The 25,629-nt window shown below is 57.2% G+C and carries 28 protein-coding genes and 1 pseudogene; 11 read left to right on the top strand and 18 right to left on the bottom strand.

The window, feature by feature from the left end; translation table 11 throughout:
• Nucleotides 1–50: 50 nt before the first annotated feature.
• Complete coding sequence (locus FEF65_RS02025; protein WP_138238129.1) at nucleotides 51–803, bottom strand: cytochrome c biogenesis CcdA family protein; 753 nt, start codon at nucleotides 801–803, stop codon at nucleotides 51–53.
• 87 nt (nucleotides 804–890) lie between these two features.
• The gene (gene cutA / locus FEF65_RS02020) at nucleotides 891–1,220 is read right to left on the bottom strand and encodes a divalent-cation tolerance protein CutA (protein ID WP_138238128.1); all 330 of its coding nucleotides are present in this window, start codon (nucleotides 1,218–1,220) and stop codon (nucleotides 891–893) included.
• A 107-nt stretch (nucleotides 1,221–1,327) separates the two neighbouring features.
• Here cutA and acs point away from each other — a divergent pair, with 107 nt between their 5' ends.
• On the top strand, nucleotides 1,328–3,271 hold the full coding sequence (gene acs, locus FEF65_RS02015; RefSeq protein WP_138238127.1) for an acetate--CoA ligase: 1,944 nt from the start codon (nucleotides 1,328–1,330) through the stop codon (nucleotides 3,269–3,271).
• 63 nt (nucleotides 3,272–3,334) lie between these two features.
• Complete coding sequence (locus FEF65_RS02010; protein ID WP_238701153.1) at nucleotides 3,335–6,091, top strand: hypothetical protein; 2,757 nt, start codon at nucleotides 3,335–3,337, stop codon at nucleotides 6,089–6,091.
• Here the strand turns inward: FEF65_RS02010 and FEF65_RS02005 are convergent.
• The 11 genes from FEF65_RS02005 to FEF65_RS01955 form a co-directional block, all read right to left on the bottom strand.
• Nucleotides 6,057–6,494: a tellurite resistance TerB family protein gene (locus FEF65_RS02005; protein ID WP_138238126.1), complete on the bottom strand. Its 438-nt coding sequence runs from the start codon at nucleotides 6,492–6,494 to the stop codon at nucleotides 6,057–6,059. The two genes, FEF65_RS02010 and FEF65_RS02005, sit on opposite strands and share 35 nt — an antisense overlap.
• A gap of 95 nt (nucleotides 6,495–6,589) precedes the next feature.
• Nucleotides 6,590–7,951, bottom strand: a complete 1,362-nt coding sequence (gene trhP / locus FEF65_RS02000; RefSeq protein WP_138238125.1) for a prephenate-dependent tRNA uridine(34) hydroxylase TrhP — start codon at nucleotides 7,949–7,951, stop codon at nucleotides 6,590–6,592.
• Nucleotides 7,951–9,222, bottom strand: coding sequence for a TAXI family TRAP transporter solute-binding subunit (locus tag FEF65_RS01995; protein ID WP_138238124.1), 1,272 nt, complete (start codon nucleotides 9,220–9,222; stop codon nucleotides 7,951–7,953). The genes trhP and FEF65_RS01995 overlap by 1 nt, the downstream gene beginning before the upstream one ends.
• A 14-nt stretch (nucleotides 9,223–9,236) precedes the next feature.
• On the bottom strand, nucleotides 9,237–9,728 hold the full coding sequence (locus FEF65_RS01990) for a SixA phosphatase family protein (protein WP_138238123.1): 492 nt from the start codon (nucleotides 9,726–9,728) through the stop codon (nucleotides 9,237–9,239).
• Nucleotides 9,729–9,766: 38 nt separating this feature from the next.
• A complete protein-coding gene (locus FEF65_RS01985) occupies nucleotides 9,767–10,381 on the bottom strand; it encodes a trimeric intracellular cation channel family protein (RefSeq protein WP_138238122.1) in 615 nt (204 codons plus the stop codon).
• Nucleotides 10,382–10,448: 67 nt separating this feature from the next.
• Nucleotides 10,449–11,309 carry a dihydroorotate dehydrogenase electron transfer subunit gene (locus FEF65_RS01980; protein WP_138238121.1) on the bottom strand — a complete coding sequence of 287 codons (861 nt, stop codon included), beginning with the start codon at nucleotides 11,307–11,309 and terminating at the stop codon, nucleotides 10,449–10,451.
• Nucleotides 11,302–12,603 (bottom strand): dihydroorotase, encoded by a 1,302-nt coding sequence (locus FEF65_RS01975; RefSeq protein ID WP_138238120.1) that lies wholly within the window; start codon nucleotides 12,601–12,603, stop codon nucleotides 11,302–11,304. Before FEF65_RS01975 ends, FEF65_RS01980 begins: the two co-directional genes overlap by 8 nt.
• Nucleotides 12,600–13,532: an aspartate carbamoyltransferase catalytic subunit gene (locus FEF65_RS01970; RefSeq protein WP_138238119.1), complete on the bottom strand. Its 933-nt coding sequence runs from the start codon at nucleotides 13,530–13,532 to the stop codon at nucleotides 12,600–12,602. Before FEF65_RS01970 ends, FEF65_RS01975 begins: the two co-directional genes overlap by 4 nt.
• On the bottom strand, nucleotides 13,529–14,038 hold the full coding sequence (pyrR, locus tag FEF65_RS01965; protein WP_138238118.1) for a bifunctional pyr operon transcriptional regulator/uracil phosphoribosyltransferase PyrR: 510 nt from the start codon (nucleotides 14,036–14,038) through the stop codon (nucleotides 13,529–13,531). Before pyrR ends, FEF65_RS01970 begins: the two co-directional genes overlap by 4 nt.
• The gene (gene ruvX / locus FEF65_RS01960; RefSeq protein WP_238701118.1) at nucleotides 14,035–14,529 is read right to left on the bottom strand and encodes a Holliday junction resolvase RuvX; all 495 of its coding nucleotides are present in this window, start codon (nucleotides 14,527–14,529) and stop codon (nucleotides 14,035–14,037) included. Before ruvX ends, pyrR begins: the two co-directional genes overlap by 4 nt.
• A 4-nt stretch (nucleotides 14,530–14,533) precedes the next feature.
• Entirely contained in the window at nucleotides 14,534–15,253 is a 720-nt protein-coding gene (locus tag FEF65_RS01955) for a ferredoxin reductase domain-containing protein (protein ID WP_238701117.1), read from the bottom strand.
• A gap of 48 nt (nucleotides 15,254–15,301) precedes the next feature.
• Between FEF65_RS01955 and prmA the strand changes: the two genes are divergently transcribed.
• The 3 genes from prmA to FEF65_RS01940 all read left to right on the top strand — a co-directional run bounded on the left by prmA (nucleotide 15,302) and on the right by FEF65_RS01940 (nucleotide 17,350).
• Nucleotides 15,302–16,153 carry a 50S ribosomal protein L11 methyltransferase gene (gene prmA / locus FEF65_RS01950; protein WP_138238117.1) on the top strand — a complete coding sequence of 284 codons (852 nt, stop codon included), beginning with the start codon at nucleotides 15,302–15,304 and terminating at the stop codon, nucleotides 16,151–16,153.
• A 115-nt stretch (nucleotides 16,154–16,268) separates the two neighbouring features.
• Complete coding sequence (locus tag FEF65_RS01945; protein ID WP_138238116.1) at nucleotides 16,269–16,958, top strand: HAD family hydrolase; 690 nt, start codon at nucleotides 16,269–16,271, stop codon at nucleotides 16,956–16,958.
• 56 nt (nucleotides 16,959–17,014) lie between these two features.
• Nucleotides 17,015–17,350 (top strand): DUF167 domain-containing protein, encoded by a 336-nt coding sequence (locus FEF65_RS01940; RefSeq protein ID WP_162847937.1) that lies wholly within the window; start codon nucleotides 17,015–17,017, stop codon nucleotides 17,348–17,350.
• 20 nt (nucleotides 17,351–17,370) lie between these two features.
• Here the strand turns inward: FEF65_RS01940 and FEF65_RS01935 are convergent, their stop codons facing one another.
• Together FEF65_RS01935 and FEF65_RS01930 are read right to left on the bottom strand one after the other, a co-directional pair.
• A complete protein-coding gene (locus FEF65_RS01935; protein WP_138238115.1) occupies nucleotides 17,371–17,790 on the bottom strand; it encodes a CoA-binding protein in 420 nt (139 codons plus the stop codon).
• Nucleotides 17,791–17,839: 49 nt separating this feature from the next.
• On the bottom strand, nucleotides 17,840–18,385 hold the full coding sequence (locus FEF65_RS01930; protein WP_138238114.1) for a M48 metallopeptidase family protein: 546 nt from the start codon (nucleotides 18,383–18,385) through the stop codon (nucleotides 17,840–17,842).
• A gap of 94 nt (nucleotides 18,386–18,479) precedes the next feature.
• On the opposite strand from FEF65_RS01930, the gene FEF65_RS01925 reads away from it, so the two are divergent.
• Nucleotides 18,480–19,394 carry a radical SAM protein gene (locus FEF65_RS01925; protein ID WP_238701116.1) on the top strand — a complete coding sequence of 305 codons (915 nt, stop codon included), beginning with the start codon at nucleotides 18,480–18,482 and terminating at the stop codon, nucleotides 19,392–19,394.
• Nucleotides 19,395–19,409: 15 nt separating this feature from the next.
• Here FEF65_RS01925 and FEF65_RS01920 read toward each other — a convergent pair whose 3' ends face one another.
• Nucleotides 19,410–20,201, bottom strand: coding sequence for an HDOD domain-containing protein (locus FEF65_RS01920; RefSeq protein ID WP_138238112.1), 792 nt, complete (start codon nucleotides 20,199–20,201; stop codon nucleotides 19,410–19,412).
• Between the two features lie 114 nt (nucleotides 20,202–20,315).
• Between FEF65_RS01920 and FEF65_RS01915 the strand changes: the two genes are divergently transcribed.
• Nucleotides 20,316–20,594, top strand: a complete 279-nt coding sequence (locus FEF65_RS01915; RefSeq protein ID WP_138238111.1) for a peptidylprolyl isomerase — start codon at nucleotides 20,316–20,318, stop codon at nucleotides 20,592–20,594.
• Nucleotides 20,595–20,626: 32 nt separating this feature from the next.
• Here FEF65_RS01915 and FEF65_RS13345 read toward each other — a convergent pair whose 3' ends face one another.
• A complete protein-coding gene (locus FEF65_RS13345) occupies nucleotides 20,627–20,782 on the bottom strand; it encodes a hypothetical protein (RefSeq protein WP_161595157.1) in 156 nt (51 codons plus the stop codon).
• A gap of 103 nt (nucleotides 20,783–20,885) precedes the next feature.
• Between FEF65_RS13345 and FEF65_RS01910 the strand changes: the two genes are divergently transcribed.
• The 3 genes from FEF65_RS01910 to FEF65_RS01900 all read left to right on the top strand — a co-directional run bounded on the left by FEF65_RS01910 (nucleotide 20,886) and on the right by FEF65_RS01900 (nucleotide 24,938).
• Nucleotides 20,886–21,800 (top strand): DMT family transporter, encoded by a 915-nt coding sequence (locus tag FEF65_RS01910; RefSeq protein ID WP_138238110.1) that lies wholly within the window; start codon nucleotides 20,886–20,888, stop codon nucleotides 21,798–21,800.
• 252 nt (nucleotides 21,801–22,052) lie between these two features.
• Nucleotides 22,053–23,033 (top strand): glycoside hydrolase family 130 protein, encoded by a 981-nt coding sequence (locus FEF65_RS01905; protein ID WP_138238109.1) that lies wholly within the window; start codon nucleotides 22,053–22,055, stop codon nucleotides 23,031–23,033.
• Nucleotides 23,034–23,111: 78 nt separating this feature from the next.
• Nucleotides 23,112–24,938 carry an MFS transporter gene (locus FEF65_RS01900; protein WP_138238108.1) on the top strand — a complete coding sequence of 609 codons (1,827 nt, stop codon included), beginning with the start codon at nucleotides 23,112–23,114 and terminating at the stop codon, nucleotides 24,936–24,938.
• 35 nt (nucleotides 24,939–24,973) lie between these two features.
• Here FEF65_RS01900 and FEF65_RS01895 read toward each other — a convergent pair whose 3' ends face one another.
• Complete coding sequence (locus FEF65_RS01895) at nucleotides 24,974–25,435, bottom strand: SDR family NAD(P)-dependent oxidoreductase (RefSeq protein ID WP_274595446.1); 462 nt, start codon at nucleotides 25,433–25,435, stop codon at nucleotides 24,974–24,976.
• Between the two features lie 40 nt (nucleotides 25,436–25,475).
• Between FEF65_RS01895 and FEF65_RS01890 the strand changes: the two are divergent.
• A pseudogene (locus FEF65_RS01890) lies at nucleotides 25,476–25,629 on the top strand (IS5/IS1182 family transposase); the annotation flags it as partial.

Raw genomic sequence — 25,629 nt, 5'->3', positions numbered from 1 at the left:
AATCACCAGTTTTACTCCTGGTCAACCGTCAGAAATATGGCGATGTGCGCTTATGGCGTGAGCTTGCTTTCGAGGTCGGCAAGAGCCGGGAACCATTCGATCAGCCAGGCGGAAATGACGCTGAAGCTACCCAGAAAGATCAGCAGGCCGACGATGATCAGCAGGAGTCCCGATATCTTTTCGATCAGAGAAAAGTGGCTCTTGAACATCTGTGTCCAGCGCAGAAAACTGTCGGTGGCAAGCGCTGCCAGCATAAACGGAATGGCCAGTCCGAGTGAATAGGTTGCCAGCAGCAGGATGCCATGGGTCATTTCAGCCTGGGCACCGGCAACGGCCAGAATGGCGCCCAGAATGGGACCGATACATGGCGTCCAGCCAAAGGCAAAGGCTGCTCCGAGTATCATGGCACCCGTACCATGGCGGGCATTGATGCCGCCGGTGTCGAAATGGGCATCCATCATCAGCAGCTTGATGCGGATAATGCCGGCATAGTGCAGGCCGAAAATGATAATGATGGCACCCGCGGCTTTGCCGAGTACAGCCATGTGCATCAGCATCCACTGTCCGATCAGCGAGGCCGATGCTCCGAGTGCAATAAAGACCAGGCTGAAGCCGGCAATAAACCAGAGTGACTGGGCCAGTGCATGGCGGCGAACCGTTTCAGATTCATCCTGGCGTCTTAATTCGGTGACAGAGACCCCCGAGATGTAGGAGAGGTAGGCAGGTACCAGCGGCAGTACGCAGGGGGATAAAAATGAGAGCAGTCCGGCAATAAATGCGCCTGCAAAGGTGACCTCGATCATGTGTTGCGACTCCCGGTGGCTTGATGCAAAGCTGCGTTTCAGATGATCAGCTAGGCTGAGTGATTCGCGGCTTGCGGGCAAGCAGTCTTATTCGCCCTGCTCCTGCCTGACAGAATCATGGCACCATGCTGCATAAGCGTCGGTGCAGCCGAGACTCTGCCAGATAATCTCCGGTGTCTGATAGGGGTGGTGTGCCTCAAGCCAGCTGACGACTGCAGGGCAGTTCGCCTCGGTGGTTTTGATGGTCAGTCGCCACTCCCGGCTGTTGTCGATGTTGCCCTGCCAGCGATAGCTTGAAATGATCGGTCCGGATGTCTGGACGCAGGCAGCAAGGTGTTCATCCAGCAGTGCTGTGGTGATCTTTTCGGCATCATCCGGGCTGCCGAGCGTGGTCTGAATGATGGAAATGTGAGCCATGCCGGCAACGATAGCATCCGTTTGCTGTGTCTGTAAGCAGATGCCGTGCGGCTGGTATGGTTGTGGTTGCTGAATCCTGCTGTTAGAAATGCAACAGGAGGAATGCCATGTCTGAAGCGATCACAAGTGTACTGGAAGAAAATCGAAGTTTTGAGCCGCCTGCCGGCCATCAGGGCTATATTCCGTCGCTGGCCGCCTATGAGGCGTTGAAAGCACGTTTTTCTGATGATTTTGATGGCACCTGGGGTGACCTTGCCGGCCAGCATTTGCTCTGGCGTGAGCCGTTTACACGTGTGCTTAACCGTGAAAAGGCGCCATTCTTTCACTGGTTCGAAGGGGGGATGCTGAATGTCTCCGAGAACTGTCTTGACCGTCATGTGGCAGCAGGTCTTGGAAAGAGAACGGCCATTGTCTGGGAGGGCGAGGCCGGTCAGGTAAGAAGAATCTCCTATACCGAGTTGCTGGCGGACGTCTGTCGGGCGGCCAATGCCATGCGCGAGTTGGGCATTAAGGCCGGTGACCGGGTTGTGATTTATATGCCGATGATTCCCGAGGCTGCGGTGGCGATGCTGGCATGCAGCCGTATCGGTGCCATTCACTCTGTCGTGTTCGGTGCTTTTTCATCGCTTGCCCTGCGTGACCGTATTGAAGATGCCGGAGCCAGGCTGGTGATCACTGCCGACGGGGGAAGTCGTCGCGGTGCCGTCTATGCGCTCAAGCCGAATGTCGACGAGGCATTGAGCGAAGGGTGCCACACGGTCCGCCATGTGCTGCTGGTTCGCCATGGTGGCAATGAGGTGCCGACCGTGCCCGGGCGGGATATCGACTGGCATCAGGCGCTGAATGTGCAGCCGGCCGAGTGTGAGCCGCTCGCGGTGGAGTCTGAGCACCCGCTGTTTATTCTCTACACATCCGGTTCGACAGGTAAACCGAAAGGTATTCTGCATACGACGGCCGGTTATCTGCTGTGGTCACGTCTGACGATGTGCTGGAGCTTTGATTTTAATCCGGCTGAAGATCTGTTCTGGTGTACGGCCGATATCGGCTGGATTACAGGACACACCTACTCTGTGTATGGCCCACTCTGTTGTGGTGGTACCACGCTGATGTACGAGGGCGTGCCGACCTGGCCGGATGCGGGCCGTATCTGGAAGATCTGTGAAGATCATGCCGTATCGATCTTTTATACCGCGCCGACGGCAATCCGGGCCCTGATCAAGGCGGGCGACGAGTGGCCAGCCAAATATGACCTCTCATCATTGCGGGTACTCGGTACGGTCGGTGAGCCGATCAACCCTGAAGCATGGATGTGGTATTACCGGGTGATTGGTAAGGAGAAGCTGCCGATTGTCGATACCTGGTGGCAGACGGAGACCGGTGGTCACATGATTGCTCCGCTGCCTTTTGCCACCCCGACCAAGCCCGGTTCGGCGACGCTGCCGCTGCCGGGCATTGATGCCGCGGTTGTTGATGAGTTCGGCCATACGGTGATTGGTGATGGCGGTTTGCTGGTCTTGCGGCAGCCGTGGCCATCGATGCTGCGCGGCATCTGGGGGGATGAGAAGCGCTACGTGGATACCTACTGGCGCAAGTTTGGCAGCCGTTACTATTTTGCCGGTGATGGTGCGCGCATCGATGAAGATGGTTATTTCTGGATCATGGGGCGTGTGGATGACGTGTTAAACGTGTCCGGTCATCGCCTGGGTACGATGGAGATTGAATCAGCGCTGGTGTCGCACCATCAGGTGGCTGAAGCCGCTGTCGTCGGGCGTCCGGATGAACTCAAGGGCGAAGGTATATGTGCATTTGTGGTGTTGAAGGGTGAATTCACCGAGGGGTTGGCGGCTGCGTTGCGGGCGCACGTGGTCAGCCAGATAGGCGCAATTGCCCGACCGGATGACATTCGTTTTGCCAACAGTCTGCCAAAAACACGTTCAGGAAAAATCATGCGGCGACTGTTGCGGGATATCGCAGCCGGTCGCGAGATCACCGATGATATTTCGACACTGGAAGATCAGACGGTGATCGAGCAGTTGCAACAACGGGTGTGATCTCCTGTCTGTGCTGCGCCGGTTTGCGGAAATGGTTGTGCTGATGGTGCGCTGTTGAAACGGATGCGTCTGTTTTATCATCCTGTCGGCATATTTCCGGCCGGTGCCCGCTGGTATCTGGCGACAATCGCTGTGCTGGCTCTGCTTGCCATCGGTATGCACCTTTCTGTGCAGCAGCAGGCCCAGCAACAGGCCGGTCAGCTGATTCTGCAGTGGGGCCGGGATGCCGGCGTGGAGATCGGTGATGTGCGTTATCATCTGTTGCGCAACGGGCTGGTTCTGCAACAGATCCGCCTGCACAAGGGTGATGACACGCTTGCCATTGCGCATATGCTCATTCATGCCAACCCGAAGCTGCTGACCGGCAGTCACCCCCGCATTGCCAGTGTGTCGGTCAGTGGCGTGGATGCATCGTTGCATATACCGGTGGGAGACGGCAGCTGGCTGGATGAGCCCAGACTGTTGCAGTTATGGAATGCTACCCGCGCTTTTGATCTGCATGACGGGCGACTGAATTTATATCCGGTACAGGGGAAAGGTAAGGGGCTCCTTGTCGGCGACATCTCGCTGAGCCTGAAAACACGTGCCTATGAGCGTGAAGTGGCGGCATCTGCCGGTTTGCCGCAGGGGGGGAGTCTGGATGCCTCCTGGCTTCGACGGGATTCGGCTCACAGCCAGATCAGGATGAACTGGCAGCAGGTGGATGCGGCAGCATTGGCGCGACTGCTCGGCTTGAAAGTCATCGCCGGCAAGTTGGCCGGCGATTTGGCATGGGACCGTGTGGTTTCAGATGTTGCCGGTCAGAGCGGGCGCAATCGCGTGCAGGGGCAGATGCGGCTGCAAACATCGGCAGGCAGTGTACGTACCCATCGTTTGAAGTGGGACGTAAGTGGTGGTGATGACAGCTGGGTGGGTGATGTCGATGCCGATGCCTGGCCATTGCGGCCGTGGGCAGAGCATTTTCCCTCTTTGTCCGGGCGTCAGCTGACTGCGGGCCATCTCGACGGGGCTCTGCACTGGCAGGGGCGGCCGGGGGCGTGGCATGTCAGTAGTGACAAGGGGGCGCTGTACGATCTCACCTATGCTGCCGGCGGCGCATCGGCATGGTACTGGAGCCGGGTCAACTATCAGCAACTTTCGCTGGATACGCAGCAGCGACAACTCGATATAGGCAGTGCGGAGCTTGAAGACTCCCGGCTGGTACTCGATACCGCCCGCAACGGAGCAGCTGCAGCCGGAGATGACGGTTGGCAGATCAGCATGGGCCCGATGGGGGTGAGCAATATGATGCTGGCGTTCTCCCTGCCGCATGGCAAGGTGATGCTGGCAGGTTTGAGCGGGCAGGGAAACTGGCCTGAGCATGGCCCGTTATCGTTCGAGCTGGATAGTGCAGATGACGCAGACAGCGACGTGAGCTGGCATTTGCAGGGGCGGGCAGAGCGAGGGCAGCGGGCACTGGATACTGCCGACTTCAGTGTGCGCGGACGCAATGTGCCGCTGCAGGGGCTGAGGGCACTGCTGCCGTTGCGTGTCTATGAGCGGCAGGATGCCAGTCTGGCCGGTCAGGTCGATCTTGATGTCACAGTCGCAATCCGCAATCAGCAGTGGCGTATGCAGGGGGAAGCCGGTGCCAGGGACTTTGATCTTGTGCATAGCGGCAATACCTGGTCTGCCGATCACGTGAATGCCCGTTTCGGCCCGGTCGGAATGGGGCTTCCCTTTCAGCAGATTGCCTCTCTGGAGGCGACGGGGTGGCACTATACAGGTGCTTTGCAGCCGCTCTCTGCCACCGTGCAGGGGGGAGGCACCGATGCGTCGGTCCGGCGCCGTCCATGGTGGGTGACGGCGCTGCAGGAAAGTGGCTGCCACATTGACAGTCTGCACTGGCAGCAGGGCACTTTCAGCGTCGGTCAGAGTGATGCGCGCTGGGGCGAGAATATCGATCTTGAAATGCACCATATTGAGCCGGGGGCATGGGCGCCAACGCGCATCGATGGCATTGCTGGCGGAAGTCACTTTACCCTGCAGGGGGAGTGGGATCTGCTTTCCAGGGTGGAGCGAATGCAGGGACGCGCAACTATCGATCATGCGCTGCCATTTTTTTTGCATGACTGGATGCGTTTGTCCGGTATGCCGGCTCTGGTTCGCGGTCGCTTGAGTGCTGAGGTCAGTGTGGATGCGGATGAACTGGAGCCGGGGCAATGGCACAGTGAGGTAACACTCGGACTGACGGGGGGACGTTTTAATGCTCAGGAGACGCCTTCTGATCCGCTCCTGGCCAGAACCGGCTATAAAACGGTTGAATTGCTGGCCGGGTTGAAGGATGAACATGGTGTGGCGGCTCTGAGCTTTGAGCAACGCGGGCGCTGGGCCGATTTATCTGTCGACACATTCGGTGACGGATTGCTGGCGGCACTTCGTGACGGCATGCATGAGCAGCACCCGGTGGTCGATGCCTCGATGGCCAGGGAGAGGAGCCATCTGGAGACGCGAATCCGGCTGCGGGATAGTACGCCGCTTTCATTTAATGAGCGGGAGCGTTTGCGCAAGGTGGTGCGGAAATTGCGGGCTCATCCTGACATGGTGGTGAATCTGCGGCCTGAATGGACGGCTGCCGCCATGACGGAGGAGGAGCTGCATCGTATACAGCAGAGCCAGAAGATTATCGCACGCTATCTGGTTGAGGGGCATGACATTGCTGCTGAACGCATTTTCCCGATCTGGTCGACTGCCGGTGAAAAAGGGGCCGAAATCAGTTCGATCCGGGTGGAAACCGAGCTGCCGCTCAGCTCGCAGCAGCCTCCAGCTTTGCCTCAATGAATTGACGGTGATCCAGACCGAACAGTTCGGCAATGCGGCGGATAAGCTGCTCCTCATACGGATCAATCTCGCCATCAGCCATCGCGACCTGCCACAGTTCAGCCAGGATGTGGACGCGCTCACCTGTTGTGAATGATTTAACAATCACGGAGGTAAACTGATGCATATCCAGTGCCCTGGCGCTGGTGCGGCGGGCACGCTCGATCAGAGGGGTGATTTCAGCCGGTGTCAGCGCAAAACGTTTCTGAAGATTGCTGATAATGCGCTGGTGCTCGGCATCCTCCAGTTTGTCATCCATGCGCATGACCTCAACCATCAGGGCAGTGACAGCCAGCTCCGCATCATGGGGACTGGTTGTTGTCGGGGTTCCCTGTTTCCATATGCGTTTGAGCGTGGCGATCATGGTTCCTCCGTGTTCGAGCATCTATATGCAGATCAGCGGTCACGGGTGGTCATGCGTATGACCACCCGTGGTTTGCGAGGGGCATTTTCCCTCTGTTATGCGTGCCGGATGTTGATGGCCAGCAGGGCATGCGGATCCGGCTTGCAAGGTACTGGAATGCGGACCACATGACCGCTGCCAGGTGCGACCTCCATCGGGTTGCCGTAACGGGCATCATTGATCGAGGCAATGGTAAATGTGCGGTTGCCTGCCGGGTCGATGAGCTCAACCGAGTCTCCGATGGCAAACTTGTTTTTAACGATGACCTCAGCCATGCCGGTTGCCTCATCGTAGCCGGATATTTCACCGACAAAGCGCTGTACCTCGAAGGTGGAGTTGCCCGTTTCGTAGTTTTGTGAGGCTGAAGCGCGCTTGCGGGTATAAAAACCATCGGTGTAACCGCGGTTGGCCAGGGCATCAAGCTGATGCATCAGTGATGTATCAAACGGTTTGCCGGCAACCGCATCATCAATGGCCTGGCGATAGGCCTGGGTGGCGCGTCCGACATAGTAGTGTGATTTGGTCCGCCCCTCGATTTTGAGTGAATCAACACCGATCTGTACCAGTCGCTCGACGTGCTGCACGGCTCGCAGGTCTTTCGAGTTCATAATATAGGTGCCGTGTTCATCTTCGAAAACAGGCATCGACTCATCCGGACGGTTGGGTTCGCTGAGTGTATAGACCCGGTCTGCCAGCGGGTGGCGCTCGGTATTGCCGCACTCGGCGAATGGCTGGGCATTGAGTCCGTCGAGCACCTGAATCGGAATAATATCGCCGGATATATCCTCCGCCGCTTTTTCCATGCCATATTCCCAGCGGCAGGCATTGGTGCATGAGCCCTGATTGGCGTCACGATGATTGAAATAGCCGGAGAGCAGGCAGCGTCCGGAATAGGCCATGCAGAGAGCGCCGTGCACAAACACCTCAAGCTCGATGTCAGGGCACTGCTGACGGATCTCCTCGACCTCATCCAGGCTCAGTTCACGCGAAAGGATGATGCGGGAAATACCTGCCGACTGCCAGAATTTTACTGCGGCCCAGTTCATGGTGTTGGCCTGTACCGACAGATGTACCGGCATTTCCGGCCAGCGTTCGCGTACCATCATGATCAGGCCCGGATCGGCCATAATCAGTGCATCCGGCCCCATATCAATGACCGGCTGCATATGGTCGAGGTAATGTTTCAGCTTGTTGTTGTGTGGCAGAAGGTTGCTGGCAACAAAGAACTTTTTACCCTGTGCATGGGCTTCATCAATGCCGGTTTTCAGGTTATCCAGCTGAAAATCGTTATTGCGGACGCGCAGTGAGTAGCGTGGTTGTCCCGCATAGACCGCATCCGCCCCGAAAGCGAAGGCATATCGCATGTTTTTGATGGTGCCGGCCGGGGCCAGCAACTCGATCTCTTTTCTTTTTGCCATTACTTACTCCTCGCCTTGTCAATCTGCTGCTGAACCAGTGCCAGATGCAGGCGCAAATCATACAACTCATCGGCATAGGATAAGGGCACACGTATTTTGCGGACTTCATCTTCAAGGTGTTCAAGTTCTGCGACAAGGCTGTGCAACTGTTCGATCGATAACCCTGCGCTCAGGGCATGATCAATGTCTGCGATCTTGCCATACCAGCGGTAAATGCGGGAGCGAACCTGCCAGCGATAGAGGGGGGGCATCACCTTGATCAGGGGAATCAGCAGGGCAATAAATGGCAGCAGCATGACCTTAAGTCTGTCCACCATGGTGGCGGCCCAGAACGGCAGGTAGCGCTGCAGAAACGTAGGCCCCGCACGATAATAGCGCTCGGCCGAGTGGCTAAGAGGCAGACCCGAGCGGTAGGCGGATGGAAATGCGCCTGCCGGGGAAAACAGGTTGCCCGCGCCATGGATCGTGGCTGCAGCCTGCAACACCAGGTCCTGCAGCGCAGGGTGCAGCGACGGATTGACCAGCAGTGTGGCAGCAGGAGCGAGCAGGCGGGTATCGGTAGCCGGCAGATCCTCAGCCGGATTCAATGTGCCTCGCGGCAGCAACAGGGTGCTCAGGGTGCGGTGGCGCAGTGTATAGGCGTCGGCCCGTATCATATTCATCAGCCGGATATCCCTGGCCGATGCCAGGCGGGCAATGGCAGCGGACGTTGCAGCTCCGACCATGAATGCGACATCGGCCTTGCCTGAGATCAGGGCAGTGGCCGCTTCATCGGGAGGGAGTGGAAGCCAGTGGCTGTTATCTGTGCTGACACCATTTTCATTCAGCAGCATGGAGGCAAGTGCATAGCTGCCACTGCCGCTCTGTCCGGTGGCCAGGCGCAGTCCTTTCATGTCGCGCAGCAGTGTGGCATGAACACCGTTGGCCAGAAATATCCATAACGGCTCATCGTACATGCTGCCCAGTGATTCCAGGCCGCTGCTCTTGTCGGCCAGCCCGCTCTGTACATAGGCGATATCAGCCTTGCCCTGTTGCAGGCGGGCAATGTTATCCAGGGAGCCGGCACTGTATTGAATGTCAGCGGTGATGCCCTGATATGCCAGTTGCTCTTTAAGCTGGCTGGCAAAACGGGCATAGGCACCATCCGGTTGCCCCGTGGCAATGGTGATGTGGCTGGGTGGTGCGGGATCCACAAATTGATAGGCGAGGATAAAGCCGGCAAGCAGCAGCAACAGCGCCGGCAACAGGGTTTTAAGTTTATCGGCAAGCACGGTTGGTGAAGTGGTTAACTACGTTTTTTAGGGTAGTCGAAATCAACGATATTCCAGCGGCAGCCGGCCTCACTCCAGCTGGTGACAGGGGCGGTCAATGTGATCACGCCTGCAGTGGGAACATTTTCGAATGGCTGACGGGTCAGCCGTTCAACCAGTTCGGTCATGCCCGGATTATGCGCCAGCAGTGCCAGGTGGCCGATGCTGTCATCGCTTGCACGAATGATGCGCAGCATGGTGGATGGCGTTGCCATATAGAGCTCATCATGCAGAACAATCTTTTCGGCCGGATAGTGCATGGTGGCGGCGATCAGGGTGGCTGTGGTGCGGGCTCGTACTGCCGAACTGCTGATCAGCAGATCAGGGCACATGGCTTTGCCGGCTATGCGTCGTCCCATTTCAGGGGCATCCTGCTGGCCGCGTTGATTGAGGGGCCGGTCAAAGTCGCTGAGGGTGATATCATCCCAGTCTGATTTGGCGTGACGGATAAGCTGAAGGGTTTTCATGGCAGCAGACTACGGCGGCTGCCCGGATGGTTCAAACGTCAGGCCCGTGGCAGGTGAATATTGCAGCGCCAGGCGATCAGTCGCATGCCGGAGGTGATGATAATGACACTCCATATCATCAGGCTGGCATCCGCCTGCAGGTAACGCATGAGCAGATAGCAGAGCGCACCGAGCAGGCTGGCCGAGGCGTAGATCTCTTTTTTCAGAATAAAGGGGATTTCTGACACCAGCATGGCGCGCAATGCGCCGCCACCGGTGGCGGTCAGCATGGCGATAAAGAGGATGCCGACCGGTGCCAGCCCTGCTTCATCGGCAATCCATGCTCCCACCAGTGTGAATACGCCCAGGCCGATGGCATCAAAGGCGATCAGCCAGCTTTCCTGCTCGCGTACCCGTTTGCCCCAGAAAAATGTAAACACACCGACGGCAATGGCAATCAGCAGATAGCTCTGATCGACAAATGCGGCCGGCGGATGGCGGCCGATCAGGGCATCGCGCATCATGCCGCCGCCAAGGGCTGTGACGACAGCAAGCACGATTGCCCCCATCAGATCAAGGCGCTTGCTCATGGCGCGCAAGGCGCCGGTCATGGCAAAGACGGCGGTACCGAAGAGGTCCAGCGCATCAATGGCCACGGGCAGAGGGGTATGCATCTGTTTATATCCTGTAGAAGGGAGAGTTCAGACAGGCAGCAGATCGCAGTGATCTGCTGCCATGGTTTCAGGCGAATTCAGGCAGCAGGTCGGCCGCAAAGACAGGGCCATCGACGCAGACGCGGCGATACTTTTCCCGTCCATCCTCGATGGTTTTGACCACGCAGCCGGCGCAACCGCCAATGCCACAGGCCATATGCTCTTCAAGGCTGAGGAACGTTGGCAGCTGCATGTCGCGCCCGAGTCGTGCAACGGCATGCAACATCGGGTGCGGCCCGCAGGAGAGCAGTACGCAGCGATCACGCTCCTGTGCGGAGAGGGCTGAGAGGTAGGTGCGGGCCAGGTCCGGTACATGCCCCTGGTAGCAGCCATATAGTCCGGCGTTGCTGGCAAGGCGGGCATCAATGCCGCGCTCCTCCAGTGAGGAGATGGTCAGGATGGTGTTGCCCTGGATGCCGGGTAGCAGGGTGGTCGCCGGTTTCAGGGCGAACGGGAAGGGAACTTCCGAGCCGGCAAAGACGATGCAGTCGGCCTTGCCCTGCAGATGGTCAGCGGCAAAGATCATCGGTGGTATACCCACTCCGCCGCCAATCAGAATATAACGCTTGTCATGATCGGAGAGGTCAAATGGCTGGCCGATGGGGCCGAGCATTGGAATGAGATCACCGCACTTGCGCTCAGTGAGCAGGCGGGTGCCCTCACCAATCGCTTTATAGAGCAGGTCAACGGTACCTTTCTCCGGATCGGTCAGCATAATCGAGATGGGGCGGCGCAGCGCCCGCTCCGGTGATACGCGCAGGTGAACAAACTGGCCGGGCTTTGCTGTGAGGGCCGTTTTCGGCGCCTGCAGGCGCAGCACAAATTGATCGCCGGGATGGGTGATATGAGCGAGGACAGTCGCCTGTTCCTCGAAGATGGTATTACTCATATGCAGCCTCCCCGACGATGGCGCCATGACTGAAAACAGGCTGCCCTGCCTTGATGGTGTGAGTGACCTGACCGGTCATCTCCATGCCATGCCACGGGGTGTTTTTGCCCTTTGAAAACAGCTTTTTGCGGTCCAGTGTCCACTTCTTTTCCGGATCGAAGATGCAGATGTCTGCCTCAGCGCCGATGGAAAGTGTGCCAGCCTTGAGGCCCAGCAGGCGGGCCGGATTGCAGGTCATGGTGGCCAGCAGGCGCGGCATCTCCAGCACCTGATCGCGAACCAGCTGCAGGGAGAGTGGCAACATCGTTTCCAGGCCGACAATACCGAATGCTGCGCAGGAGAGGCCGCAGCGTTTGTCATCTTCGTGATGCGGGGCATGATCCGTGGCAATGACGTCGATGGTGCCGTCTCTCAGACCTTCGATGACAGCCAGCCTGTCCTCTTCGGTGCGCAGTGGCGGGCTCATTTTTGCATCGGCGTTATAACCGAGTACAGCCTCTTCGGTGAGTGCGAAGTGGTGGGGAGCGGCTTCTGTCGTCACCTTCAGCCCTTTGCCTCTGGCCTGACGCACCAGTTCTACGGCACCTTTGGTGGAGATATGGGCCACGTGATAACGGGCGCCGGAGAGTTCAGCCAGCATGATATCGCGGGCAATCATCGAGTCTTCGCCGACGGCCGGCATACCGGCGACGCCCAGCTGGGTGGATACCCAGCCTTCATTGATGGCACCGTTGCCTGTCAGCATTTTTTCTTCGGCATGCTGAATAATCATAAAACCGAAACTTGCTGCATATTCGAGCGATTTGCGCATGACACCGGCGTGCCAGATCGGCATGCCGTCGTCGGAGAAGGCGACACAGCCGGCGCGCGACAGCTCGCGCATTTCGGTCAGCTCCTTGCCATCGAGGTTTTTGGTGACGGCTCCGATCGGATAGACGTTGCACAAACCGACCTGTTTTGCCCTGGCAATAATCTGCAGGGCGATACCGGCATGATCAATGTGCGGGCCGGTATTGGGCATGCAACACATCGAGGTGACCCCGCCGGCAACGGCGGCGCGGGAACCGGAGGCGATATCCTCTTTCCATTCCTGGCCGGGTTCACGCAGGTGCACATGCATGTCGATCAGGCCGGGGCAGACAATGCAGCCGCCGGCATCAATGGTCTGGTCTGCCGGTCCGCAGTCGCTTTCGCCAATGGCGGCAATAACGCCATCTCTGACCCAGAGATCGGCAATACGGTCAATGCCGTTGGCCGGGTCAATGATGTGTCCGTTCTGAATCCGCAGGATCATTCTGTTTCTCCTCCGCCGCACATGGCGGTCAGTACTGCCATACGGATGGCAACGCCCATTTCCACCTGATCCAGTACCCTGCTTTGTAGTGAGTCGGCAACATCGGTGGCTATTTCAACGCCTCTGTTCATCGGGCCGGGATGCATGACCAGACAATCACTGCCGGCAGCGCGCAGGCGTTTCATGTTCAGACCGTATGCTTCATGGTATTCGCGAATCGATGGGAAGCTGCAGCTGTCCGTCAGTCGCTCGGTCTGCACACGCAGCATATAGACTGCATCGGAGCCGGGCAGCGCCGCATCAAAGTCATGGAACACTTCGCAGCCGTAACGTTCCACCTGTGATGGCAGCAGCGTTTTCGGTGCCACAAGGCGAATGCGATAACCCATTTTCGGTGCCGCCAGCAGGTGTGAGCGGGCGACCCGTGAGTGACTGATATCGCCGACAATGGTGATGACCTTCCCCTCAGGAGAGCCCCATGCCTGCTTCATCGTCAGCAGATCGGTCAGAATCTGGGTAGGGTGCTCATGTGCACCGTCACCGGCATTGACGATGGCCGTATGCTCCAGGTGTTCGGCGAGGAACTCACAGGTGCCGGCCAGTGAGTGACGGATGACCACGACATGCGGTTGCATGGCGGCAAGCGTCAGGGCCGTATCCAGCAGCGTCTCCCCTTTTTTGGTTGCACTGGTTGAGGCGGATATATTAATGACATCGGCCGAGAGGCGTTTGCCGGCGATTTCAAAGCTGGTGCGCGTACGGGTGGAGTTCTCAAAAAACAGGTTGATGATGGTTTTGCCGCGCAAGGTCGGAGCTTTTTTAATCGGGCGCCGGTTAATATCAATGAAGGAGTCGCCGAGGTTGACCAGATATTCGATCTGATGCCGCTCAAGTCCGGCGATGCCGAAGAGGTGTTTCATGCCTTTCATGCCTTTACTCCGCGTTGTTCAATATGCCACGGACCATCCGTGATCAGTTTGATCGAGCTGGTTTTGTCGGCGCTGTGATGCAGGCCGACGAGATCGGCTGCAATGGGCAGCTCATGTGCGTCACGGTCGATCAGTACGGCCAGTTTGACAGCAGCAGGGCGTCCGTAGTCAAACAGCTCGCCCAGGGCTGCGCGAATGGTGCGGCCGGTATAGAGCACATCATCGACAAGCCAGATGGTCTGGCCGTTAAAGTCGTATGGCAGCTGTGATGATTTTACTTCGGGGTTCGGGCCGGCCGAGTCCAGATCATCCCGGTAGAACGAGATGTCCAGGTTGCCACGGCAGACCTTTGTGCCGCGTGCCTCGAGATGGGCCTGCAGCGCATCTGCGACCAGTGCGCCACCGCGATGGATGCCGATCAGGTGAATGCAGTCGCCCTGAATCGCATCGGTCATGCTGGCAATGGCCGCCTCAACGGCCAGATGATCATATAATACAGTACTCAACGATATTTCCCCGCAATGCCCGGATGGGCGGAAAGAAAGTCTTCCAGAATGACGGCAGCAGCAGTTTGATCGAGTCGCTCTTTTACTTTTTTCTCGCTGAGCCCCTGCCCGTATAAACGCTCTTTGGCGGTCCAGCTGGAGAGTCGCTCATCCTGAAATACAACAGGCAGTTTCAGGTGACGGCCAAGCTCCTTCACGGCGCTACGGGCATCGGCTGCCTGTACGCCCTCTGTACCATCCATGTTTTTCGGTAGTCCGGCGACGATACCTTTGGCACCATACTCGCTGACCAGCTTGCCCAGTTGCTTCGGCCAGCCCGTATCACGGCGCATCAGGCAGGTGACGCCACGGCAGCTGATGCCGAGACGATCGCAGACAGCCACGCCTATGCGTATGGTGCCGATATCCAGTGCAAGCAACGGGGTGGAAAAAGCAGGTGGCAGAGGGGCTTGAGGAGCGATGCCGCCATCGGTCCGACTGTTGTCGGTCACAGGTTCAGTAATTGAGCAGGATGCGGCTGTCATCAAAGCCGAGATGATGCAGCGTTTCGGTGCATGCGTCCACCATCGCACTCATGCCGGCCAGGCAGGCAATGGCATTGCTGCCATCAATGTCATCCTGTTCAAGCGCATGCTGAACATAGCCGATCGGGCCATCCCAGTTTTCATGGCCGGTCTCAAGGGTAATGGAGACTTCAATGCCATGGTGCGAAAGGTCGGTCAGCTCATCGGTCAGCAGTTGATGCAGAGAGGTGAGAAAGCCTGCGTAAATGGCCACTTTACCGAAATCACTGCGGTGATGAATGATATGGCTCCAGACACTGCGCAGAGGCGCAATGCCGGTGCCGACTCCGATCAGGTAGATGTCCGATCCTTTATAGGCCTCGAGGTTAAAGCCTTTTCCCATCGGGCCCTCCAGATCGAGCTCATCGCCCGGTTGCAGTGCGCAGAGGTGAGCCGACAGGGGGCCGGCATTCTTGATGTAGAACTCGTATGATGAGGTGACTTCAGGACCGGATGCGATGGCAAAATATCCAGGAGCAGGTTCCTTGAGACCCGGAACGGCAATGCGCACAAATTGACCTGCAGTAAACGGCTTAACCTGAGAGCCATCGACAGGCTCCAGTACCAGCTGCATCACGGTATCCCCGCAGGCCGGGTCGACAATGCGGATATTTTCTTTGACCCGCATGCGATAAGAAGAACAATTGCGCACCAGCTAACCTCCATCAAGAGGCAGTATTGGAACGAAGGGGGACCAAAGATGCAAGCAGCAAAATGCCTGGAATTGCGTATTTCAGCCGATCTTATGCAGGAAGAGGCGTTTGATGAACTGGCCATTTCGCTGCAGGCGCTGGGGCAGGCGGTTGAAACAGAGGCGGATAGCGGCGACTGTGAATACATCGCCTGGTTTGCCATGGATGAAGATGAGCAGGCGAGTCGCGGGCGCCTTGCGGCAGCCATGTTGCTGGCAGGCATGGATGAAACATCCTTTACACTGACAACACTGGAGCGACAGGGCTGGGAAACCGCCTGGCAGAAAGACTGGCATGCCATGCCGGTCGGTGAGCGCCTGTGGGTGCGCCCCTCCTTCTGTGACGGGCCGAGTGACGGGCGCGTGGATATCGTGCTTGATCCGGGCATGGCCTTTGGTACAGGTACCCATCCGACCACACGTCTTTGTCTTGAGGCGATCGAGCGGGTATGCCGGGAGCAGGCGCCGCAAACGTTGCTGGATATGGGCGCAGGCTCAGGTCTGCTGGCCATCGCAGCTCTCAAGCTTGGGGCCGCCTCGGCGCTGGCCATCGATATGGAGACCGATTCCGTTGAGGCCTGTCGTGAAAATGCCCTGATCAACGGGGTTGAACTGGAGGTGCAGCTTGATGATACACCGCCGGCACGCCGGTTTGAGCTGGTGGTTGCCAATATTCTTGCTGCTCCGCTTGTCTGGATGGCGGCGGAACTGGCAGCCTGTGTTGACCAGCGCCTGATTCTTTCCGGGCTGCTGACAACGCAGGTGGATGATGTGGCTGCAGCCTATATCGCCGAAGGGCTGGTTGAGGTGCGTCGCGACTCTCAGGAAGAGTGGGCATCGGTGGAGCTTGTGCGTCCGTAATCCCTGCATGCGTTTGTGCGCAGTGCTGAGTGAATCAGTGCTGCGCCGATTTTCTGCGCGCTTGCCTTGTCTTGTACCGATGAGGGAGAATGATCGAAGATGATCGGGAGGGTGAATGGTTCTCATCATGTTCGATATCGATGGTACGCTGACTGAATCGTATGCGTATGATCAGCAGGCCTATGCCGGAGCATTCCTTGATGCGACCGGTTGCTCCGGGGTGAATACGGACTGGCACAGCTATGAGCATGTGACTTCGCACGGCATTACGGCTCAGGCCATTCGCTGTCACCTGGGCCAGGATGCAGATGCGGCCATGATACAGGCGGTTGAGCAGAGGATGCTGCGGCGCTTGCAGGCGCTTTATCGGCACTCGCCGGAGCTGTTTTGCGAGGTTGCCGGTGCCTCGGATTTTCTTGATTACCTGCGGGGGCTTGATGGTGTCACGCTGTCACTTGCGACCGGCTGCTGGTTAAGTGAAGCGCGCTTTAAGCTTTCCGCCAGTGGTATCGATGTGGATGGTATTCAGATGGCTTCATCGGAGGATGGTTGTAGCCGGACAGACATCATGACAGCAGCGGCCCGCAGGGCAGGCAATGCTGTCGGCATCCCCTCTTTTGATCGGGTCATCTACTTTGGTGATGGTTTGTGGGATATGAAGGCTGCAGCGGCTCTCGGTTATGAGTTTGTCGGTATAGGCGAGCGGACAGAGCTGTTGCGACAGGCCGGTGTCAGCTGTCTGCACCGTGACTACTCCGCTCCTGCCGCCCTGATTTCATCGCTGGCATTGAGTGCTGTGTCATAACTGGTTTGTTGATGTGGTCGGAATGGTCGCAGCCGCGATTCGGGCAGGGAGAGGTGATGGCAAAAAAAAGAACGGTCATGGAAGCGTTCTGTTGTTGGGATGGCGATACACTGGTGCTCAATATTCTCGGTACTCCGGGCGCGAAAAAGGATGCCATCGGCAAGGTGCAGGGGCATCAGCTCAAGGTGAGTGTGACCGCGGCTCCGGTCAGGGGGCAGGCCACCGATCATATGGTCCGTTTTCTGGCGCCCAGATTTGGCGTGCTTCCCGCAGCGATTGAAGTGGTCTTTGGCCGAAAAAACGTTAACAAGCAGTTGCGCATCCACGCCCCTGTGCTGTTGCCTCCCGTGATCGGCAAGTTTCTGGCAAAAGATATGGAACAGCCGCAGTAAGCTGTTTCGTCAGGAGCTGTTCAGCGCAGCAGCAGACGGTGCATGACGGCGATGCACAGATCCATGATGCAGGTGAGTCCTGCCCCGGTGGCAATCCGGTATGCTTCATCGCTGATAATATCCTGTTGCAGCCATAGTGCTCCGGCGCCTGTGCGGACAGCCTCTTCGGCAACAGCCGGCGTGGATGCGGCCCGCAGGAATACATTGACGATATCCACGGTGACGGGAATCTCCGCCAGCGATGGATAAACGTTCTGGCCGAGAATGGTTTTGGCCTGCGGATGGACAGGGATCACATCATAGCCGCGGCTCTGCAGAAATGCGGCGATTTGGTGACTGGGGCGATCCGGTTTCGGAGAGCAGCCAACGATGGCAATGGTTTTTGCTTCGCGCAGCAGTACGGTCAGCTCGGGATGGTTCGGATTGTGCCAGTGATGCATGCCCTGCCTCTCTCTATATAATATTACGTGTGATCGGGGAGCTGGTGCCTCAGGCCACCTGTGAGGGTGGCTGCCGATGGCTCCACAGCGCTTCTCCACCGGCATCCAGCCAGGTGAGGTAGGCTCTCAGGTCAAACTCCAGCTGGTGATAATCTGGCTCCATATTGCAGCAGAGCTTGTAAAACGCCTTGTTGTGATCACTCTCTTTCATGTGAGCCAGCTCATGCACCACAATCATACGCAGAAATTCCGCCGGCATATCCTTGAACATCGTGGCGACATGAATCTCACACTTGGCTTTGAGTTTACCGCCGTGCAGCTGTGATTTGCTGGTGTGGATGCCAAGCGCATTGCGGGTGATGTGCAGTGACTTGTCGAATGCGACCCGGTTGATGTTGCCGGCATTGCGCAGGTAGCTGCTTTTGATGGTCATCACATAATCATAAAGAGCCTTATCGCTACGGATGCTGTGCGTGTACGGATATTTCCGGAGCAGCCAGTCGGCCAGCTGTTTCTGCCCGATCATGCGTTTGATTTGATCAGTCAGCTCTGCCGGGTAGCCGGCAAGGTAATTTGGAGAGGCGTGTGGCTGCATGGCCTGCAGCCTAGTTGTTTATGGTGACCGGCGGAATTGCCTTTGTCGTTGCAATCGAGGCTCTGCACAGGACGGCTTGTCTCCAATGTAAAAAGTGGATGCATATGCGGTCGGCTGGACCAAGTATGCGGTCATGCCACTGCATTATCATATGCCATTGTACAGGCCTCCGGCGGAGGCGGATAACCTGGTGATTCAGGCAACACTGGGGTGCAGTTTTAACCGCTGCAGTTTTTGCGCGATGTACCGCGACAAGCCGTACAGCCAGCGCTCGCTTGAGGCCGTTATCAATGATATTCAGCAGGCGGCGCGCATCCGGCCTGAAACCCGGCGGGTATTTCTCGCCGACGGAGATGCACTCAGCCTGCCAACGCCACAGTTGCTGGCCATTCTCGATGCCCTGCATGTATGGCTGCCGGGGCTTGCCCGGGTTTCATGTTATGCCACACCGGCCAATATTCTGAACAAGTCGCCACAGCATTTGAGATGGCTGAAGGAGCGGGGACTGCGGCTCTTCTATCTGGGGATTGAATCGGGCTCCGCGCTGATGCTGCGCAAGACGAGTAAAGGGGCGAGTCCGGAGGGCATTGCCAGGGCGATACAGGCGGCATCTGCTGCCGGGATCAGGGTTTCCGCAACAGTGATTCTGGGGCTCGGGGGCCAGCAATACTGGCAGGAGCATATCGATGCGACCATTGCGCTGTTAAATGAGGCACCGGTTCACTATCTGTCCACGCTGCAACTGTATGTCGATCCTGCAATCGCCGGAGAGTTTTATCAGAAATTCGGTGAACCCTTTCTGTGTCAGGACGATCAGGGGATGCTGAGGGAGCAGGCGCGACTGATTGCCGGCCTCAATCGGCCGCTGATATTCCGTTCCGATCATGCATCCAACGCATTCCCTCTGGCTGGCAATCTGCCGCGAGATCGTGAAAAGCTGCTGGCTGAGCTCAAGCGGGCGATGCGTGGCGAGCAGCAACTCAGGCCATGGTATCTGCGCGGCATGTAGTGTGTGGCGGATGTATCAGCTGCTGCTGAGTCCATAGCGACTCAGCACTTCGCTGATGCAGGGGGTGAAGCGCTCTTTTATCAGGGACTCAATGGCGGAGAATGCTGTTTCATGACCAATGATCTGCAGGGATTCGTTGTCGGCCATGTGGCACAGGCGTGCGGGCAGTATGTCGCTATCGACATCGTGATGAGCGGCGACGGCCTGACACAGGGATTCAGGTAAATTCCACTGCTGCAATAGTGCAGCGCCCAGTTCAGCATGGCTGATGCCGCAGTGCTCGATTTCAGCGGCATGGCGCTCTGCATCACTCATGCAGCTCTCGCCATCCTCAAAGAATGACGCATCGCAGATGATGGCCTGAATCAGGTGGCCGATGTCGTGAAACAGTCCGGTGCTGAACATCTCTTCAGGGTTGAGGTGAAGAGCGGTGGCGGACTGCTCACATATCAGGGCGACGGCATAGGCATGGGCCCAGAACGTGCGCGTTTTTATTTTTGAGGTGGGGGTGCCGAAATCATCCATCAGGGCTGACGTCAGCGCCAGTCGTTCGGTTTGCCTGAGTCCCAGCCGGGCAATGGCCTTGCTGATATCCGCGATCGGGGCGCCGACAGGGTTGAAGAAGGTTGAGTTGACACATTTCAGAATGGTGGCTGAAACGGTCTGATTGGGCCGGATTGCCCTGACCAGTGCACTCATCTCATATTCCGGGCTGGCAATCACCTTTTTGATAGCCAGGTAGTGCTCCGGCAGTGCGGGCAGCGCATCAATATGTTTGATCATCTCTATCGGCGCGATGCTGTTCATCAGGCTCTCCTGCAAATATCATCGGGGTGGATCCCCGTGTACCAGCATGTGCCATGCCACTTGCTTCCACCCCCGTCTTGACATCCGACTGCGCCTGCTGAAGAACTCGTATGAATGCGAAGTGCGATGGCAAAACATATTCTGGTGAAAACGAAGGCTGAGGCTGAAGTGTTGAAAGAACGTCTGGCCAATGGTGAGCCATTTGCCAGGCTGGCACGCAGGTTTTCTATGTGTCCGTCGAGAAAGCGGGATGGTGACCTGGGCGAGATTTATCCCGGTCAGCTGGTCAGGCCGATTGAACAGGTTATTTTCAAAAAGGCGTTGCTGCAGGTGCACGGGCCGATTAAAACGCAGTTCGGCTATCATCTGGTGGTTGTTTACTTCAGAAACTGAACGTGTGGCTTCCGGCCACAGTGCCGGTGTCCTCAATCGGCTTGTGTGTGGACAGCGGTTGAGTCATCACCATAGTACGTCACCATGATCAACTCACGGGTATTCAATAAAGCGCACTGGCTATGGCGTGTTTTGCCATCGGCTGCGCTGTCGCTTGTCTGACGTTTACCTGAGTTTGTAATCATCACACGGCAATCGCGGTAGTGTATCGCGTATTGCCAGTGTTCTTCATCGATCACCCGCATACATAGATTGCTGCCTCGCGGTTGCTCCCTCACAAAGGAGTTGCCCATGTTCCGTTCATTATTCCATATGCGTGCCTCACGCCCCCGTCTGGCCGGTTTGATGCTGGCAGTTGGTGCTGCACTTGGCTTTTCGATGAAGGCGGTTTTTGTAAAACTGGCATACCGGTATGGTGTCGATGCGGTGACACTGTTGATGTTGCGTATGCTGTTTGCCCTGCCATTTTTTATCGTGATTGCGCTTCTTGAGGAGCGCAAGGCGAGTGCGCCGGTCGGGATGCGGTCAATGTTGCTGGTCCTGATACTGGGGCTGATCGGCTACTACCTGTCGAGTATGCTCGATTTTGCAGGGCTGCAATACATTACGGCCGGGCTGGAGCGTCTGATTCTGTTCGTTTACCCCGCCTTTGTAGTCATTTTCTCGGCACTGTTTTTAGGTAAGAAAATCGGTAAAGAGGAGGTGATGGCGCTGCTGTTATGTTATGCAGGTATTGCCATTGCCATGTATCACGATGTTCAGTTCTCAGGGGCCGATACATGGCGGGGTGTACTGCTGGTTTTGGCAGCGACCATCAGTTATGCGCTGTTTCTGATTGGCAGTGGCGAGATGATTCCTAAAATCGGCGCCAGGCGTTTTACCGCTTACGCGATGATTGTTTCATGCCTCGCAGCATTGATCCAGTTCGTTCTGCTGCGGCAGCTGACGGATTTCCAGCAGCCACTGCCTGTATATGGCTACGGTTTTGCCATGGCAGTTTTTTCCACGGTCATACCGGCATTTTTGCTTGCTGCCGCGATTCAGAGAGTAGGGGCAGGCACGGCTTCGGTGGTCGGAGCGCTGGGGCCGGTGATGACCATCGGGCTTGCTGTGCTGTTGCTGGGGGAGACGGCGACATGGATGCAGATGGTCGGAGCCCTGCTGGTTATTGGAGGGGTGTCGATGCTGGGCGTACGAAAGGGCTGAGCGTTTCATATGGGGGGGGCATGACCGGCGGGGCTCGACTGTGGACCTTGCCTGTGCGGCTGTCATAATCGGCACGGTAAATGTGTAGATGGTACCTGAATCACTGCGTCCCGGTAGTTATTCAGCAGGAAAAGGGAAAAGTGCGATGTTTCCTTTTCCTGTAAGTGCCTGGTTTTGACAGGCCGTCCATGGCCTGTCCGGAAGCGAGGATGAAGTCCGCGCTTCCTATAAGACATGCAGAAAGGAACTGAGATGAGTCAGATAAAAGTGATTGGCGATGCATTACCCAACCTGCCATGGGAAGATAAGCCTGAGGGCTCGCAAGAGGTGGTGTGGCGCTATAGTCATAACCCGATCATTCCGCGCAATCCCTTTGTGGGTGCCAACAGCACCTTCAACAGTGCGGCGGTGCCGTTCAACGGCAAATTTGCCGGTGTGTTCCGCTGTGACTCCACTGCCCGCGAGATGCAGATTCATGTGGGCTTCAGTGATGATGGCATTAACTGGCAGATTACCCCGGAGCGTATTCAGTTCATCAATCCGGACCCGGAGGTCACCCGCTGGGAGTATGGCTATGACCCGCGTGTGGTGTGGATCGAGGATCGCTATTATGTGACCTGGTGTAATGGCTATCATGGCCCGACCATCGGTGTGGCATGGACGAAGGATTTCAGGGAGTTCCATCAGCTTGAAAACGCATTCCTGATCTTTAATCGTAACGGAGTGCTTTTCCCGCGCCGTATTAATGGCAAATATATGATGTTGTCCCGCCCCAGCGATAACGGTCATACGCCGTTTGGCGATATTTTTATCAGTCAGAGCCCGGATATGATTCACTGGGGCTGCCACCGTCATGTGATGGGGCGTAGTGATGGCTGGCAATCGACAAAGATCGGTGCAGGCCCCATCCCGATTGAAACCAGCGAAGGCTGGCTGATGTTCTATCATGGCGTGCTCACCTCCTGTAACGGTTTTGTCTACAGCTTTGGTGCTGCCCTGCTTGATCTGGAAGAGCCATGGAAGGTGATTCATCGTTCGAAGAAATTCCTCATCGCACCGTGGGAGCAGTATGAATGCGTGGGTGATGTGCCGAATGTGACCTTCCCTTGTGCCGCCCTGACCGATGCCCCGAGCGGTCGCATCGCCATCTATTATGGTTGTGCCGATACGGTGACCGGACTCTGTTTTACCACTGCCGAGGCTGTGGTGGATCATCTGAAGGCGGGTAACTAGCGCGTGTCTATACGCACTGGAAATGGTGGCCGGCGCAAGGCCATTAAAATCAGTGTGAACAGGTTCTAGCGTTTGTCTGTGGAATCCCGTCCCGCAGAGCTTGCTCCGCCACCGGCCGCCGGAAGGTTGCCGGTGCGTAGCAAGCTCGCCTGGGGGGTGGGTGGCTTTGGCGAAAATATTGCCAACTCAGCAATTTTGTCGCTGGTTTTTCCCATCTTTAATGTGGCACTCGGCTTCAGTACGCTGGCCATCGGTCTGGCGATGGCGGTTTCGCGAATTGCCGATGCCGTGATTGATCCGATCGTTGGCAATCTGACGGATCGTACCCGCTCACGATGGGGGCGGCGGCGGCCGTGGATGTTTGCGGGATCGATATTGATGTCGCTCTGTTTTACAGCGGTCTGGTTTCTGCCAGCGCTGATGCCGCAGTTGCCTCGCCTGGTGACGGTTCACCTGCAGGCGCAGGATCATGCGGTCACACAGGCAGCTGTTGGCGTCCATGGTCAGCACGATGCGCGGGAGTGGTATGGCGTCAGCCTCAAGGAGCTGACGGTTGCGCCTGGACAGCAGGGGACGTTCACCGTTGCCCTGTTGCACGCCCCCGAACACGATGTCCGGTTGAGGGTTGAGCTGGCAGACCATGATGGTGGCGATCGTGGTGTGACGGTGATGCCTGCGGAACTTTTGTTGACTGCCGCGAACTGGCAGGCAGGCGGGACAGTGACGGTTTCGGCGACGGCAGCAAGCAAGGGGGACGTTGTGCTTCGTGTCCTGCCGGCAGCTGATGTGCTGGATGTGCCGCTGTTACAGAGTGCCGGTATCACCTCATATTCGTCATTGCAGATGTTTATTGCCTTTGCGCTGGTCTGCCTGCTTTTCTATTTCAGCTTCTCTGTATTTGTCATTCCCTACTCGGGGCTCGGTATTGAGCTGACCGACGATTACGCCGAACGTACCAATTTGCAAATATACCGGCTGGTTGCATCATTTTGCGCCAGTTTGCTGGTGGGCTACCTCTATCTCTGGTCGCAACAGCTGGGCGCATGGCTGGGTGGTGATGAGGTGACCGGTGTGCGTCTTGTCGGTGCGGCGATCGGTTTGCTGGTGCTGCTCTCCACGATGGTCCCGGCACTGCTGTGTCGGGAGCGTTTTGCCCACCGTGAGGATGCACAAAAAGAGCACCTGCCGTTGCTCAGGGCGATCCGGCTGACGGCGGCCAATAAAAGCTTCCGCATGCTGATGGGATCTGTTTTTGCCGTTTTTATGGGGCTGTTTTTCTCGTTGCCGTTTATGACCTATATCGGGATCTATTATGTATGTCTGGGCGACAAACTGCTGGCGGCCGAGATTGGTGGTGCGATGACAGTGGTTCAGGTGACCGGTCAGTTTCTTGCCATGCCGCTGATTGCCTGGGCCGGCCGCCGTGTCGATAAAAAGGTGATTCTGTTGACCGGGCTGTCCATTTCGATGGTCGGCTATGCTTCCAGCTGGTGGCTGTTCACGCCGGAGCACCCGTGGCTGCAGATCATTCCTGTCGTGGTGGCAGCATGGGGACTGTGCGCCTGCTGGGCGGTCAATGGCTCATTTGCTGCTGATATCTGTGATGAGGATGAGCTTGATACCGGTCATCGGCGCGAGGGCGTGTACAGTGCTGTTTTTGCGCTGGTCTACAAGACAGCCATCGGTATTGTCGCACTGGGCAGTGGCGCGCTGCTGGCCTGGGCCGGTGTGGTCGGGCAGGAGTCGATGCTGACCGATGATACCCTGCTTAAGGTGCGGGTGGCCTATCTGGCCATTCCGCTGCTGTTTCTTGGTTTGGCGATGGTATCGATGTGGCGCTATCCGCTCAGTCGCGAGCGGGTGGTGGAAATTCAGTCGCAGCTGCATTGCCGGCGTCAGGGATGAGTGAGGGTGGCCGCAGGGCCATCTGTCATGGTGGATCAGCGCTCTCTTTTTAAAATAGCTGCCGTAATGGCGGTGACGATGCGCCGGGGGGCCAGGCGCAGTGACTGTATGCGCAGACGATTGAAGATGCCATGGATGGCCAGTGTCTGCCCCTTCTGCATGGCTCGATAGCCCAGCGCTGCGACATCAGCAGCGGTTGGCAGCAGTTTTCCCTTCACCAGGCCCGAATCCTCCATGGCTGCAACAGCGAAAAACTCACTTTCGGTCGCGCCGGGGCAGAGGCAGGTGGCGGTGACAGCCCCTCCCTCCAGTTCAAATGCGAGCGCCTCGGAGTAGGAGAGGAGGTAGGCCTTGCTGGCAAAATAGGCGCCCATGCCCGGCCCCGGCTGAAAGGCTGCGGTTGAGGCAATATTGAGAATGCGACCAAAGCCGCGTTGCTGCATGGCCGGCAGAAAGGTTTGTGTCAGATGACTGGGGGCTAGGAGTCTGCGCGGCAGAAGCTAGTGCTGATCGTATGATTCATGTTTAGGATGAAGCATGAGTACGAGTTATCGCCCCTACCACCCTGATCAGTCGCTGTTGTTGCCGCCATCGTTATCGGATTGGCTGCCTTCGGGTCACCTTGCCTATTTCATTAATGACACGGTTGATTCACTTGATCTGTCGGCATTTCATGCCCGTTATTCGGGCG

Source organism: Mariprofundus erugo (assembly GCF_005818865.1).
GTDB lineage: Bacteria > Pseudomonadota > Zetaproteobacteria > Mariprofundales > Mariprofundaceae > Mariprofundus > Mariprofundus erugo.
The sequence above is the reverse complement of the archived record's forward strand: the minus strand, read 5'-3'. Positions and strand labels throughout refer to the sequence as shown.

Excerpts from the sequence above, each read along its gene's own strand:
- cutA (WP_138238128.1), bottom strand. The coding sequence starts at position 1,220 with ATGGCTCACATTTCCATCATTCAGACCACGCTCGGCAGCCCGGATGAT.
- FEF65_RS01970 (WP_138238119.1), bottom strand. The coding sequence starts at position 13,532 with ATGAAAGGCATGAAACACCTCTTCGGCATCGCCGGACTTGAGCGGCAT.
- FEF65_RS01920 (WP_138238112.1), bottom strand. The coding sequence starts at position 20,201 with ATGAACAGCATCGCGCCGATAGAGATGATCAAACATATTGATGCGCTG.
- FEF65_RS01905 (WP_138238109.1), top strand. The coding sequence starts at position 22,053 with ATGAGTCAGATAAAAGTGATTGGCGATGCATTACCCAACCTGCCATGG.
- prmA (WP_138238117.1), top strand. The coding sequence starts at position 15,302 with ATGCAAGCAGCAAAATGCCTGGAATTGCGTATTTCAGCCGATCTTATG.
- acs (WP_138238127.1), top strand. The coding sequence starts at position 1,328 with ATGTCTGAAGCGATCACAAGTGTACTGGAAGAAAATCGAAGTTTTGAG.
- FEF65_RS01975 (WP_138238120.1), bottom strand. The coding sequence starts at position 12,603 with ATGATCCTGCGGATTCAGAACGGACACATCATTGACCCGGCCAACGGC.
- FEF65_RS01915 (WP_138238111.1), top strand. The coding sequence starts at position 20,316 with ATGCGAAGTGCGATGGCAAAACATATTCTGGTGAAAACGAAGGCTGAG.
- FEF65_RS01990 (WP_138238123.1), bottom strand. The coding sequence starts at position 9,728 with ATGAAAACCCTTCAGCTTATCCGTCACGCCAAATCAGACTGGGATGAT.
- FEF65_RS02005 (WP_138238126.1), bottom strand. The coding sequence starts at position 6,494 with ATGATCGCCACGCTCAAACGCATATGGAAACAGGGAACCCCGACAACA.
- FEF65_RS01935 (WP_138238115.1), bottom strand. The coding sequence starts at position 17,790 with ATGCATCACTGGCACAATCCGAACCATCCCGAGCTGACCGTACTGCTG.
- FEF65_RS01940 (WP_162847937.1), top strand. The coding sequence starts at position 17,015 with ATGGCAAAAAAAAGAACGGTCATGGAAGCGTTCTGTTGTTGGGATGGC.
- trhP (WP_138238125.1), bottom strand. The coding sequence starts at position 7,951 with ATGGCAAAAAGAAAAGAGATCGAGTTGCTGGCCCCGGCCGGCACCATC.
- FEF65_RS01985 (WP_138238122.1), bottom strand. The coding sequence starts at position 10,381 with ATGCATACCCCTCTGCCCGTGGCCATTGATGCGCTGGACCTCTTCGGT.
- FEF65_RS01910 (WP_138238110.1), top strand. The coding sequence starts at position 20,886 with ATGTTCCGTTCATTATTCCATATGCGTGCCTCACGCCCCCGTCTGGCC.
- FEF65_RS02010 (WP_238701153.1), top strand. The coding sequence starts at position 3,335 with ATGCGTCTGTTTTATCATCCTGTCGGCATATTTCCGGCCGGTGCCCGC.
- FEF65_RS01930 (WP_138238114.1), bottom strand. The coding sequence starts at position 18,385 with ATGCAGCCACACGCCTCTCCAAATTACCTTGCCGGCTACCCGGCAGAG.
- FEF65_RS01945 (WP_138238116.1), top strand. The coding sequence starts at position 16,269 with ATGGTTCTCATCATGTTCGATATCGATGGTACGCTGACTGAATCGTAT.
- FEF65_RS01980 (WP_138238121.1), bottom strand. The coding sequence starts at position 11,309 with ATGAGTAATACCATCTTCGAGGAACAGGCGACTGTCCTCGCTCATATC.
- FEF65_RS02025 (WP_138238129.1), bottom strand. The coding sequence starts at position 803 with ATGATCGAGGTCACCTTTGCAGGCGCATTTATTGCCGGACTGCTCTCA.